The sequence below is a fragment of the Ramlibacter sp. genome (genome assembly GCF_028292805.1).
GTDB lineage: Bacteria > Pseudomonadota > Gammaproteobacteria > Burkholderiales > Burkholderiaceae_C > Ramlibacter.
Map to the genome: position 1 here is coordinate 1 of NZ_JAQGLS010000175.1, position 13,278 is coordinate 13,278.

A 13,278-nucleotide genomic window follows, 5' to 3' on the forward strand; every position below is an offset into this window, starting at 1 on the left:
CGGCGCCGGGCGCGGCTGCGGCTTCACGATCTGCCTTGGCACGGGCGCAGGCTGGGGCGCGGGCGGCTGGGGCGCGATCTTCGGGATCGGCGGCGTGATGACCTGGCTCAAGATCTCGATCGGGACGACCACCTCGACCGCGCGGCGCAGCAGCCCGGACTGGAGCGCCCAGATGACGCCCACGTGCAGGAGGACGACGCCGCCGGCGATGGCGACGTTCCGGGACAGGAAGGGCATGTTCGGCATTGTGCCGATGCGGAAGGTGCTGCTGGCCATGGAATGCTCAAGGGGCCTGGCAGGCCCAACAGGTGGCGAGCACGGCCAGGATCAGGCCGCCGAGGAGGACAACGTGGGCCACGCTTTGCTCTCCCGAATGGAGGGGGCGAGCTGGATCACGGCGTTCTCGTTGTGCAGCGTGGCCACGGCATGGCCGGAGGCGCACTGGGCCACCACGTCGCGGGCGCAGCCCTCGCACTGCCCGCACTGGGTGGCCACGCCAAGCTCGAACTGGATGTCGTCGAAGTTCATGCCGGCACGCACGTGGCGGGCAATGTCGCGGTCCGAGACGCGGCGGCAGACGCAGACGATCATGGTTCGGTTCGGTTTGGCTGGTGGGTGGATCAAACGGCTGGTGAAAGTATAAATGCGAATCCTTCGCATTTGCAATACCCGTGCGGGAAAAAGGCGTTCCGGCTGTCCGCTTTCCGCTCAGCGGACCAGCAGGTCGGGACCGATGTCCGCCAGCCCGGTGGCACCGCATTGCGCCATCGTCACTTCGAATTCATCGCGCAGCAGGCGCAGGACATGGGCGGCACCGGCGGCGCCGGCCGTGGCCAGCCCCCACAGCACCGGCCGGCCGACCAGCACGCCCTGGGCGCCCAGCGCCAAGGCCTTGAAGACGTCGCTGCCGCGGCGGATGCCGCCGTCCACCAGCACCGGGACCGTTCCGCCGGCCGCCTCCAGCGCGGCCGGCAGGGCCCGCGCGGTGGCGGCCGCGGTGTCCAGGGTGCGGCCGCCGTGGTTGGAGACGATCAGGCCATCCACCGCCAGTGCGACCGCTTCCCGGACATCGCCCGGATGCAGCACGCCCTTGAGCAGCACCGGCAGGCTGGTCCGTGCCCGCAGCCAGGCGACATCGGCCCAGCCCGGTGCCTGGGCCATCATGTCCTGCAGGGAAAGCCGGCCGGCCGGCGCCGGCGGCGGCAGATTGACGGTGCCGATGCCGGCTGGCAGGCGAAAGCCGGCGCGTTGTTCGGCCGGGCGGGCAGCGCGCACGGCCGCATCGACGGTGATCACCAGGGCCTCGAAGCCGGCGGCTTCGGCACGCTGGACCAAATCGAGCGTGGCGCCGCGGTCGGCCAGGAAGTACAGCTGCAGCCACAAGGGCCCGCGGTCGACGTCGGTGCGCACCGCGGCCGCCACGGTCTCCAGCGGCAGGCTGGCCTGACTGCTCAGCACCATGCCGGCGCCCTGGGCCGAGGCCGCCAGCGCGGTCGCCAGTTCACCGTCGGCATGCGCCATCCGCTGCAGCGCCATCGGCGCCACCAGCACCGGCCAGGGCAGGGGCCGTCCCAGGAGTTCGCGCGCCGTCCGGGGGCCGGCCGCGGACCGCAGCATGCGCGGCAGCAGCTCGATGGCCTGCCAGGCCGCCAGGTTGGCCTGCGCCGTGATGCCGTCGCCGGCGTGCGAGCTGAAGTAGGCCCAGGCATTGGCGTCGAGCCTGCGCCGGGCGTGGGCTTCGTAGTCGCCAGCGCAGAACACGCCCGACGGGATCTGCTGCAGCGCCGGAGCCGGCTTCATGTCTGCGCCCACATGCGCAGGAGGTTGTGGTACGTGCCGGTCAGCTGCACCACGGCGGGATCGTCCTCGCCGCGTTCGCGCAGCTTCAGCAGCGCCATGTCCATCTCGAACAGCAACTGGCGCTGCTCGCTGGAGGCCACCATGCTCTCGATCCAGAAGAAGCTGGCCAGGCGGGCGCCGCGGGTCACCGGCGTCACCTGGTGCAGCGTGCTGCCGGGGTACAGCACCAGGTCGCCGGCGGCCGCCTTGATGCGGCGCTCGCCCTGCGGCAGCTGGATGACCAGCTCGCCGCCTTCGTATTCGTTCGGTTCCGACAGGAACAGGGTGCACGACAGGTCGGTGCGCACCCATTGCGCCGGGTTGCGCGAGTGCATCACGGCGTTGTCGATGTGGGCGCCGTAGTGGTTGCTCGTGCCGCTATAGCGGTTGAACAGCGGGTTGAAGGTCTTGCGCGGCAGGGCCGCGGAAAAGAACAGCGGGTCGCGCTGCACGGCCGCCAGCACGATGGCTTGCAATTGCCGCGCGGGCTCGCTGTCCTGGGCTAGCTGGTCGTTGTTCTTGCGGCCGGCCGCCTGGCCACCCGCGCTGCTGCGCCCGGCGGTCCAGGGCGCGTGCGGCCCCAGCAGGGCGCGGGCGGAACGCAGTTCGTCGGGCGTGAGGATCTTCTCGAGGTGCAGCAGCATGGGGGCAGGCGGCGCAAGCCGCGGTTCAGAACATGGCTTTGGCCGTCACCTGCACGGCGCGCGGGGCGCCCGGAACATGGAAGCCGCGGTACAGGGAGTCGGCATACAGCTTGTCGGTGATGTTGGTGACGTTCAGCTTGAGCGACCAGGTCTGGGAAAAGGTGTACTCCGCCATCAGGTCCGCCGTCACGAAGCTGTCGGCCGTCATGTTGCGCGAGCCTTCCGGCTGCTGCTCGCCCCGGTAGTTGAGGCCGCCACCCACGCGCAGCTGGGGCGTCAGGCGGTAGGTGGTCCACAGGCTGCCGCTGTGCTTGGGCGTCAGGCCGGGACGGTCGCCCTTGCGCTGCGCGCCGCCCTTCGGGTTGCTCGGCGGCGGCGGCGCCGTCACGTTGCTCTCGTCGATCTTCGCTTGCGGGACCCAGGTGTGGTTGAAGAACACCTCCCACTTCGGGTTGAAGCGGCCGGCCAGGTTGAACTCCATGCCGGCGGCGTGGCGCTTGCCGGACAGCAGTTCCTGCATGGCGGCCGTGTCCGGGTCGGTGTTGCGCTCGTTGTACTTCTCGCTGTAGAAGGCGGCGACGCCGAGCGAGGCGCGCTTGTCGGACAGCTCCCACTTGGCGCCCACTTCGAAGTTGCGGCTTTTTTCCGGCGGCGTGTTGATGGCGCGGCTGCTCGGGGCGCCGGGGGTGAACTGGTAGGTGTCACCGGTGGTGTTGTACGAGGTGCCGAACGACGCATAGTAGGACGACACGGCATCGGGCTGGTACAGCGCGCCCAGGCGCGGGCTCCACAGGTTGTCGCCGCGGCTGTTGCTGATGCCGGCGACGTCGGTGTAGGAGGCGTTGAAGCGGTCGAACCGCAGCCCGGCCAGCAACTTGACCGTCGGCGTGATCGACACCATGTCCTGCGCGTACAGGCCGATGTTGCGGGCATCGAAGGTGTTGAACGGCGGGGCCCGGCGCGCGTCGTTGACGAAGGCGCCGTCGTCCGGGCTGCCGACGCTGGTGCCCGGACGGATCGGGGGCGCGCCCGGAACCGGCGGGCCCGGCGGCGCTCCGGTGAAGTTGTTGGCCCGGCGCCCGTCTTCCTGGTAGAGGTCCACACCCGCCATCAGGTGGTGCTGGCGGCCGCCCCATTTGAACTTGCCCGAGTAGTCGCTGGTGGCCTGCGTGGTGTCGCTGATGCCGATGCGGCCCTTGGGCGAGCGGCTCAGCAGGGTGGCGCCGTTGACCCGGCCGGGATCGGTGATCGGGGCCAGCGTATCCAAGCGGATCACGCTGGCCCACAGGTCGCGCTCGAAGCGGCCGTGGCGCAGCTGCGTTCTGACTTCGGCGTCGTGGTCCAAGCGGTGCACGTGGCTCAGCGTGGCGTTGCGCGCGCTGGTGTCCATGTGGTCGCTGGCCAGGCCGTAGTAGTTGCGGGCCGGCAGCACCGGGACGATGCGGTCGTTGACGCTGACCCACGGATGGTTGTACAGCGGGCGGCCGTTCACTTCCAGCTGGTACAGGCCGACGGAGAACTCGTCGCGGGTGCCGATGCCCCAGCGGTAAGTTGGGGCCAGGCCCAGCTTGCGCTGGCGGGCGCCGTAGTTCTCGGCGTTGTGCACCACGGCGTTGATGCGGAAGGCCGCGCTTTCGCCGGTGTGGATGTTGAAGTCGCCGGTGAGGCGGTGTTCCTGCCCGGTGCCCAGGGTGTAGGTCACCTCGTTCTGGTTCATCAGGAACGGCTGCTTGCTGACCTGGTTGACGATGCCGCCGGTGGAGCCCTTGCCCAACAGCATGGAGGCGGAACCCTTGAGGATTTCGATGCGGTCGTTGTTGAAGGTGTCGCGCTCGTACAGCGTGCCGTCGCGCAGGCCGTCGGTGTAGATGTCGCCGGCCTGGCCGAGCGAGAAGCCGCGCAGGCGGACGTCTTCCTCGCCGGTCTCGCCGGCCTGGAAGGTGACGCCGGCCGTGCTGCGCAGCACCTCGCGGAAGTCGTCGAGGTTACGGTCGTCGATCAGCCGCTCCGTGATCACGGTGAGCGACTGCGGGATGTCGCGCAGTTCCTGGTTGCCCTTGCCGACGTTGCTGTTGGTCACGCGCAGCTTGTTCTTGGCCTGCGGCACCTCGGCCCGGTCCTTGACCGTCACCGCCGGCAAGGTGCCGCCTTGCGACGCCGTCGGCGCGGTCTGGGCCCAGCTGCCAAGAGAGGCGGCCAGCATCATGGCGCCCAGGGGCAGGACCACGGCCGGCGTGCCGGACACCGGGCGGGGGCCTTCAGGCGCGAGGGTGGGGGAAGCAGCGGATCGGCGCCGGGCTGCGCCGCGCGGACGTGAATATGCCAAGGGAAACCTCCATCGTTGTCGCCGCCCCGGAGGGCGGCAATTGGAGGCTGGCTGCGGGAGCGTGGCTGGCCTGAAGAGCAGCGATTCTAGTGCAAATACGAATCTATCGCATTCGTATCGCCGGAGCCCTTCGCCGGGTCAGCTCGGCTCGCCCATCTGGGACTGCAGGTAGTTCTGCAGTCCGATCTTGGAGATCAGGTCGAGCTGGGTTTCGAGGTAGTCGATGTGTTCCTCGGTGTCTTCGAGGATGCGCGCCAGGATTTCGCGCGAGACGTAGTCCTGCACGCTCTCGCAGTGGGCGATGCCGGTCTTGACGGTCGCCTGCGCGGCGCGCTCGCTTTGCAGGTCGCCCTGCAGGATCTCCGGCACGTCCTCGCCGACCAGCAGCTTGCCCAGGTCCTGCAGGTTGGGCAGGCCGTCCAGGGTCAGGATGCGCTCCATCAGCTTGTCGGCGTGCTTCATCTCGCCGATGGATTCCTCGTACTCCTTCTTGGCCAGCTTGGCCAAGCCCCAGTGCTTGAGGATCCGGTAGTGCAGGAAGTACTGGTTGGTGGCTGTCAGCTCGTTGCGAAGCTGCGCCTGCAGGTGCTGGATGACTTGCGGATCGCCTTGCATGGAATGGTCCCTCTTGATCCAGGCGATTGTCTCGCAAGAGCGTGACCGCATGTGGCTCCTGCCCGCCGGGAGACAAGCCCGGAGGGGGCGCCCGGCAATGTGCGCGCGGCGGCAAGCGCCCCCACCCCACCCCCCGAAGGGGGAGAAAGAAAGAGGCTACTGCCGGATCAGGTGGTCGAAAGCACCCAGCGCCGCCTTCGCGCCGTCGCCGGCGGCGATGATGATCTGCTTGAACGGCACGGTCGTGCAGTCACCCGCCGCGAACACGCCCGGCACCGAAGTCTCGCCGCGCGGCCCGATCACGATCTCGCCGAACTTCGACAGCTCCATCGTGCCCTTGAGCCATTCGGTATTGGGCACCAGGCCGATCTGCACGAACACGCCTTCCAGCTCGACGCGCTGGGTGGCACCGCTGGCGCGGTCCTTCCAGACCAGGCCGTTGACCTTCTGGTCGCCGGTGATCTCGGTGGTCTGCGCGTTGGTCAGCACCGTCACATTGGGCAGGCTGCGCAGCTTGCGCTGCAGCACTTCGTCGGCCCGCAGCTTGGTGTCGAACTCCAGCACCGTCACATGCGCCACCAGGCCGGCCAGGTCGATCGCCGCTTCCACGCCGGAATTGCCCCCGCCGATCACCGCCACGCGCTTGCCCTTGAACAGCGGGCCGTCGCAATGCGGGCAGTAGGCCACGCCCTTGTTCTTGAACTCGTGCTCGCCCGGCACGTTGATGTTGCGCCAGCGCGCGCCGGTGGAGATGATCACCGTCCTGGCCTTGAGCGAGGCGCCGCTTTCCAGCTGCACCTCGATCAGCTCGCCCGGCACCAGGGCCTTGGCGCGCTGCAGGTTCATGATGTCCACTTCGTAGGAGCGCACGTGCTCCTCCAGCGCCACGGCAAAGCGCGGGCCTTCGGTTTCCTTGACCGAGATGAAGTTCTCGATGCCCAGCGTGTCGAGCACCTGGCCGCCGAAGCGCTCGCTGGCCACGCCGGTGCGGATGCCCTTGCGCGCGGCGTAGACGGCCGCCGCGGCGCCGGCCGGACCGCCGCCGACGATCAGCACGTCGAACGGCTCCTTGGCCGCGATCTTCCTGGCCTCGCGCTCGGCGCCAGAGGTGTCGATCTTGGCGAGGATCTCCTCCAGGCCCAGTCGGCCGTTGCCGAACATGGTGCCGTTGAGGAAGACCGTGGGCACGCCCATGATCTCCCGTTCCTGGATTTCCTCCGGGAAGGCGCCGCCCTCGATCATCGTGGTCTTGATGCGCGGGTTCTGGATCGCCATCAGGTTCAGCGCCTGCACCACGTCCGGGCAGTTGTGGCAGGTCAGCGAGACGTAGACCTCGAACTCGAAGTCGCCGTCCAGCGCCTTGATCTGGTCCAGGATCGATTGCTCCACCTTCGGCGGGTAGCCGCCGACCTGCAGCAGCGCCAGCACCAGCGAGGTGAACTCATGTCCCATCGGCAGGCCGGCAAAGCGCGGGCCGTGGTTCTCGCCGGGGCGATTCACGGAGAACGACGGCGTGCGGTGCGGCCCGCCCGTGGTCTCGCTCACCTTCATCAGCGGGGAAGCTTCGGCGATGTCCTTGAGCAGCTCCCGCATGTCGGCGGACGCGGGCGTGTCGTCCAGCGAAGCGACGATGTACACCGGCTGCGTGATGCGTTGCAGGTAGGCGCCGAGCTGGCCTTTGAGGTTGGTGTCGAGCATGGTGGATCCTTCCAATGTTCTTGTGTCGGAAACAAAAAGGCCCCGGGCGCTTGTGACCCCCGAGGCCGTCCTCTGCTAGCGGCCGGTGGGACAACGATGCGTATCGCGCAGCGCTGTTCCTGTTGCGAAGAGGAGCCGGCCTGGCCGGTCTTCTTCGCACTGACCAGGCCACTCTGAAAAGTCGCGCAGCGACTTTCAGAGTGAATGACTTAGATCTTGCCGACCAGGTCCAGCGACGGGGCGATGGTCTTGGCGCCTTCGTTCCACTTGGCCGGGCAGACTTCACCCGGGTGGGCGGCGGTGTACTGGGCAGCCTTGAGCTTGCGCAGCGTTTCCTTGACGTCGCGGGCGATCTCGTTGGAGTGCACTTCCATCGTCTTGATGATGCCTTCCGGGTTGATGATGAAGGTGCCGCGCAGCGCCAGGCCTTCTTCCGCGATGTGCACGCCGAAGGCGTTGGTCAGCGTGTGGGTCGGGTCGCCCACCAGCGGGAACTTGGCCTTGCCGACGGCCGGCGAGGTTTCATGCCACACCTTGTGCGAGAAGTGCGTGTCGGTGGTGACGATGTAGACCTCGGCGCCCATCTTCTGGAACTCGGGGTAGTTGTCGGCGGCGTCTTCGACTTCGGTCGGGCAGTTGAAGGTGAAGGCGGCCGGCATGAAGATCAGGACGGACCACTTGCCTTTCAGCGTCTCGTCGCTCACCGGGACGAACTTGCCGTTGTGGAAGGCTTCGGTCTTGAACGGGTGGACTTGGGTGTTGATCAGGGACATTGCGGGTTCCTCTAGGTGTTGGTGGATGGAAATTGTCAGCGACAGGGGATAGAGTAACGGCGGCTGGATCATTAATCCAATAAATAGACCCAATTCGCTTCATTTGGTTTGACTATCGCCTCAGTATTCCACTCAGTATTCCAGCCGCTCGGGCCGGATCTCCTGCAGGATGGTGGTGGCGATCTCCTCGATCGACTTGGTCGTGGTCGACAGCCAGCGGATGCCTTCGCGCCGCATCATCGCCTCGCCTTCGGCCACCTCCATCCGGCAGTTCTCCAGGGCCGCGTACTTGGAGTTCGGCCGCCGCTCGTTGCGAATCTCGCACAGCCGCTCGGGCAGGATGGTCAGCCCGAAGATCTTCTTGCGATGGGCCACCAGCGCCGGCGGCAGCTGCCGGCGGTCGAAGTCTTCCGGGATCAGCGGGTAGTTGGCGGCCTTCAGTCCGTACTGCATGGCCAGGTAGAGCGAGGTCGGCGTCTTGCCGCTGCGACTGACGCCCACCAGGATCACGTCGGCCTGCTCCAGGTCGCGATTGGACTGGCCGTCGTCGTGCGCCAGGCTGAAGTTGATGGCCTCGATGCGGTCGTGGTAGGCCTGGCTCTTGCTCACGTCCGAGAAGCGGCCCACGCGGTGGCTGGACTTCATCCCCAGCTCGATCTCCAGCGGCCGCACGAAAGTGCCGAACATGTCGAGCACCATCGCCCTGCAGCCTTCCTCGATCAGCAGCAGCACCTCGACATTGACCAGCGTGGTGAACACCACCGGGCGCCTGCCTTCCAGGTCGGCCGTGTGGTTGATCTGGCGGATTACCTGGTGCGCCTTGTCGACCGTGTCGATGAACGGCAGGCGCACGTGGCGCGGCTTGAACTCGAACTGGGCCAGGATGGCGTTGCCGAAGGTTTCGGCGGTGATGCCGGTGCCGTCCGAGACGAAGAAAACCGTGCGCGTGTGCATGAGGTGGTGCTTTCGGTGGGGGCCGGCGCGGGGCAACCCGCCGCCTACAATCGCGCCCATTATCCGAATTCCCAGCGCCATGCCCCGCCGCCGCCCACAAGAACAAAGAGAAAGCCCCGCGGCGGGCGCTGACGCCATGCGCCCCGGCGCAGCCCGAGTTTCAACTTCTGGAGTCTTCCCATGTCCGCCCTCTTTGAGCCGACCGCACTGGTCGTTCCGTTTGAGAATCTGAGAATGACCGACGTCGAGGCGGTCGGCGGCAAGAACGCCAGCCTCGGCGAGATGATCTCCCAGCTGCCAGACGGCGTGCGCGTGCCCACCGGCTTTGCCACGACGGCCCACGCCTTCCGCGCTTTCCTGGAGCACGCCGGCCTGGCGGCCCGCATCCAGGCCCGGCTGGACACCCTGGACACGGAAGACGTGCGCGCGCTGGCCGCCGCCGGCGCCGAGATCCGCGGCTGGATCGAGGCCCAGCCGTTCCCGGCCGACCTGGAGCAGGCGATCCGCGCCGCTTTCGAGACGCTTTCCGCCGACAACCCACAGGCCAGCTTCGCCGTGCGTTCCTCGGCCACCGCCGAAGACCTGCCCGACGCCTCCTTTGCCGGCCAGCAGGAAACCTTCCTGAACGTGGTCGGCATCGCCGACGTCCTGCACAAGATGCGCGAGGTGTTCGCCTCGCTGTACAACGACCGCGCCATCAGCTATCGCGTCCACAAAGGCTTCGCGCACGAAGGCGTGGCGCTGTCGGCCGGCGTGCAGCGCATGGTGCGCTCGGACCTGGGCGCCGCCGGCGTCATGTTCACCATCGACACCGAGTCCGGCTTCGACCAGGTGGTGTTCATCACCTCCAGCTACGGCCTGGGCGAGACGGTGGTGCAGGGCGCCGTCAACCCCGACGAGTTCTACGTGCACAAGCCGATGCTGGCAGCCGGCAAGCGCGCGGTGATCCGGCGCAACCTGGGCTCCAAGCTGATCCAGATGGTGTTCACCACGCCGGCCGAGAAGGCCCGGGGCGGCAAGCTGGTCAAGACGGTGGACGTTCCGCTGGAGCAGCGCAACCGCTATTCGCTGACCGATGCCGACATCGAGGCGCTGGCCAAATACGCCTTGGTGATCGAACAGCACTACGGCCGCGCCATGGACATCGAGTGGGGCAAGGATGGCACCGACGGCCTGCTGTACATCCTGCAGGCGCGGCCGGAAACCGTAAAGAGCCAGCAGCTAGGCAAGCCCGAGATGCGCTACAAGCTCAAGGGCCGCGGCACCGTGCTGGTCGAGGGCCGGGCGATCGGCCAGAAGGTGGGCACCGGGCCGGTGCGGCTGGTGCAGAACATCAGCGAAATGGACCAGGTGCAGCCGGGCGACGTGCTGGTGACCGACATGACCGATCCCAACTGGGAGCCGGTGATGAAGCGCGCCAGCGCCATCGTCACCAACCGGGGCGGGCGCACCTGCCACGCGGCCATCATCGCCCGCGAGCTGGGCATCCCGGCGGTGGTCGGCTGCGGCGACGCCACCGAACTGCTCAAGGACGGCATGCTGGTCACCGTCAGCTGCGCCGAGGGCGACACCGGCTTCATCTACGACGGCCTGCTGGAAACCGAGATCACCGAAGTCCAGCGCGGCGTGATGCCCACGATCAAGACCAAGATCACGATGAACGTGGGCAACCCGCAGCTGGCCTTCGATTTTGCCCAGCTGCCCAACGACGGTGTCGGGCTGGCGCGGCTCGAGTTCATCATCAACAACAACATCGGCGTGCACCCCAAGGCGATCCTGGACTACCCGAATGTCGACGCCGACCTGAAGAAGGCGGTCGAATCGGTAGCCCGCGGCCACGCCTCGCCGCGCGCCTTCTACGTCGACAAGGTGGCCGAGGGCATCGCCACCATCGCCGCCGCCTTCTGGCCCAAGCCGGTGATCGTGCGGCTGTCGGACTTCAAGTCCAACGAGTACCGCAAGCTGATCGGCGGCAGCCGCTACGAACCGGAGGAAGAGAACCCGATGCTGGGCTTTCGGGGCGCCGCCCGCTACATCAGCGCCGAGTTCCAGCAAGCCTTCGCCATGGAGTGCGAGGCGCTGGTGCGGGTGCGCGGCGAGATGGGCCTGACCAACGTGCAGGTGATGGTGCCGTTCGTGCGCACTTTGCAGCAGGCCGACCGCGTCACCCAGCTGCTGGCGGAGCGCGGCTTGAAGCGCGGCCAGGACGGCCTCAAGCTGATCATGATGTGCGAGGTGCCCAGCAACGCCATCCTGGCCGAGGAGTTCCTGGCGTTCTTCGATGGCTTCTCGATCGGCTCGAACGACCTGACCCAGCTGACGCTGGGCCTGGACCGCGACTCCGGACTGGAGCTGCTGGCGGCCGACTTCGACGAGCGCGACCCGGCCGTCAAGGCGCTGCTGTCGCGGGCCATCGCCGCCTGCGTCAAAAGCGGCAAGTACGTGGGCATCTGCGGGCAGGGTCCGAGCGACCATCCGGACTTCGCGGTCTGGCTGGTGGAGCAGGGCATTTCGTCGATCTCGCTGAACCCGGACAGCGTGATCGCGACCTGGCAGCAGCTCGCCGGCACCTGAAGCTAGTCGGATACCCTGTAGCAGCCAGCTCGGCTGCGATGCCATGATCCGTGCGGGCGTGGAGGCTGCCCGCAAGCATGGTCGAAGATCCCCAGTACGCCGCCTACAAGAAGCGGCTGGCGCGCATCCTGTCGCTCTACGTGCTGGGGCTGTGCGCGGCGCTGGGCACGCTGGCGCTGGCGGAGCGGGCAGGCCTGTCGCGCCAGTGGCTGGGGCCGATCTTCCTGTTCTCCACCGTGATGGTCTACGCCGCCATCGGTATCTACGGCCGCACCACGGACGCCGACGAGTACTACGTGGCGGGACGCCGGATCCCGCCGTTCTACAACGGCATGGCCGCCGCCGCCGACTGGATGAGCGCCGCCTCCTTCATCAGCCTGGCCGGCGGCCTTTACCTGCAAGGGTTCTCCGGCGCCGGCGCCCAGCCCGGGGGTCTGGCCTTCGTGCTGGGCTGGACCGGCGGCTTTTGCCTGGTTGCCGTGCTGGTGGCGCCCTACCTGCGCCGGCTGGGCCTGTACACCGTGCCCGATTATTTCCAGCACCGCTACGGCGGCCGCTGGCCACGGGTGCTGGCGGCGCTGGCGGCCATCCTCTGCTCCTTCACCTACGTGGTGGCGCAGATCTACGGCATCGGCCTGATCGCTTCGCGCCTGACCGGCGTGCAGTTCGAGATCGGTATCCTGCTCGGGCTGGGCGGCGTGCTGCTGTGCTCCTTCCTGGGCGGCATGCGCGCCATCACCTGGACCCAGGTGGCGCAGTACGTGATCTTGCTGCTGGCCTTCCTGATCCCGGTCTCCTGGCTGGCCTACAAGCAGCTGGGCAACCCGTTGGCGCCGCTGGTGTACGGCGAGCAGCTGCGCAAGATCGGTGAGCTGGAACGGCAGCTGATGGACTCGCCGGCGGAAAAGCAGGTGCAGGCCGAGTTCCTGCGCCGGGCCGACCGCTACCAGGCCTGGCTGGCTGAACCGGAGGTGGCGCTGCGGCGGGAGCGCGCGGCGGCGCAGGAGCGCATCCGGCAGCTGAAGGTGCAGAACGCCGATTCGGCCCGCATCGTTGCCGCGCACCGGGAGCTGGCGGCGTTGCCGCGCGATGTCGCCGGCGCGCGCGAGCTGTGGACCCGCGCCATGCAGGAAAGCCGCGAGCGCGGCAAGCCCCTGGGCGGGCTGGCGCCGCATGGCCGCCCGTTCGCGGGCGACCCGGACGGCACGCCGCAGCAACGGCAGGAGTTCTCCGACTCGCGCGCCAACTTCCTGGCGCTGGTGTTCTGCCTGATGGTCGGCACGGCGGGGCTGCCGCACCTGCTGACGCGGTTCTACACGACGCGCGGCGTGGCCGACGCGCGCCGCTCGGTGGCCTGGGCGCTGTTTTTCATCGTGCTGCTATACCTGAGCGTGCCGGCGCTGGCGGTGCTGGTGAAGTTCGAGGTGATGCAGGACCTGGTGGGCAGCAGCTTCGCCACCTTGCCCAACTGGATCGTGCAGTGGGCCAAGGTCGATCCGTCGCTGCTGTCGGTCAGCGACGTCAACGGCGACGGGCTGGTGCAGTTCGGCGAGATCCGCCTGGGCGCCGACATCATCATGCTGGCCACCCCCGAGATCGGCGGCATGCCCTACGTCGTCTCGGGCCTGGTTGCAGCGGGCGGGCTGGCGGCCGCCCTGTCGACTGCCGACGGCCTGCTGCTCACGATCAGCAACGCCATGGTGCGCGACGTTTACTCGCACGAGATCAACCACCACGTGACGCCGGAGCAGCGAGTCATCCTGTCGAAATTCGCCCTGCTTGCGGTGGCGCTGGTGGCGGCGGCCGTCGCTTCGTTCAAGCCCGCCGAAATCCTTCCGCTGGTCGCGGCGTCGTT

At 67.8% G+C, this 13,278-nt stretch carries 10 protein-coding genes and 1 pseudogene; 2 read left to right on the forward strand and 9 right to left on the reverse strand.

All coding sequences use genetic code 11. From position 1 onward, the window contains the following. The 9 genes and pseudogenes from JWP65_RS10790 to JWP65_RS10830 all read right to left on the reverse strand — a co-directional run. Window positions 1-276: pseudogene (locus tag JWP65_RS10790) on the reverse strand (energy transducer TonB); the annotation flags it as partial. A 51-nt stretch (window positions 277-327) separates the two neighbouring features. Next, entirely contained in the window at window positions 328-591 is a 264-nt protein-coding gene (locus JWP65_RS10795; RefSeq protein WP_299763538.1) for a (2Fe-2S)-binding protein, read from the reverse strand. A 117-nt stretch (window positions 592-708) separates the two neighbouring features. Then, window positions 709-1,800, reverse strand: a complete 1,092-nt coding sequence (locus tag JWP65_RS10800) for an alpha-hydroxy acid oxidase (RefSeq protein WP_299763540.1) — start codon at window positions 1,798-1,800, stop codon at window positions 709-711. Beyond that, on the reverse strand, window positions 1,797-2,483 hold the full coding sequence (locus JWP65_RS10805) for a Fe2+-dependent dioxygenase (RefSeq protein ID WP_299763542.1): 687 nt from the start codon (window positions 2,481-2,483) through the stop codon (window positions 1,797-1,799). Before JWP65_RS10805 ends, JWP65_RS10800 begins: the two co-directional genes overlap by 4 nt. Before the next feature lie 25 nt (window positions 2,484-2,508). After that, window positions 2,509-4,728, reverse strand: a complete 2,220-nt coding sequence (locus JWP65_RS10810; RefSeq protein ID WP_367280494.1) for a TonB-dependent receptor — start codon at window positions 4,726-4,728, stop codon at window positions 2,509-2,511. A gap of 219 nt (window positions 4,729-4,947) precedes the next feature. Next, window positions 4,948-5,424, reverse strand: coding sequence for a bacterioferritin (gene bfr, locus JWP65_RS10815; protein WP_299763558.1), 477 nt, complete (start codon window positions 5,422-5,424; stop codon window positions 4,948-4,950). 156 nt (window positions 5,425-5,580) lie between these two features. Next, window positions 5,581-7,122: an alkyl hydroperoxide reductase subunit F gene (gene ahpF, locus JWP65_RS10820; RefSeq protein WP_299763544.1), complete on the reverse strand. Its 1,542-nt coding sequence runs from the start codon at window positions 7,120-7,122 to the stop codon at window positions 5,581-5,583. A 209-nt stretch (window positions 7,123-7,331) separates the two neighbouring features. Next, window positions 7,332-7,895: an alkyl hydroperoxide reductase subunit C gene (gene ahpC / locus JWP65_RS10825; protein WP_299763546.1), complete on the reverse strand. Its 564-nt coding sequence runs from the start codon at window positions 7,893-7,895 to the stop codon at window positions 7,332-7,334. A gap of 132 nt (window positions 7,896-8,027) precedes the next feature. Next, window positions 8,028-8,849, reverse strand: a complete 822-nt coding sequence (locus JWP65_RS10830) for a pyruvate, water dikinase regulatory protein (RefSeq protein ID WP_299763548.1) — start codon at window positions 8,847-8,849, stop codon at window positions 8,028-8,030. A 180-nt stretch (window positions 8,850-9,029) separates the two neighbouring features. On the opposite strand from JWP65_RS10830, the gene ppsA reads away from it, so the two are divergent. Both ppsA and JWP65_RS10840 read left to right on the forward strand, forming a co-directional pair. Further along, window positions 9,030-11,423, forward strand: a complete 2,394-nt coding sequence (gene ppsA, locus JWP65_RS10835; RefSeq protein ID WP_299763550.1) for a phosphoenolpyruvate synthase — start codon at window positions 9,030-9,032, stop codon at window positions 11,421-11,423. Window positions 11,424-11,500: 77 nt separating this feature from the next. Continuing rightward, the coding region (locus tag JWP65_RS10840; RefSeq protein WP_299763554.1) for a VC_2705 family sodium/solute symporter at window positions 11,501-13,278 on the forward strand (1,778 nt) is incomplete at its 3' end.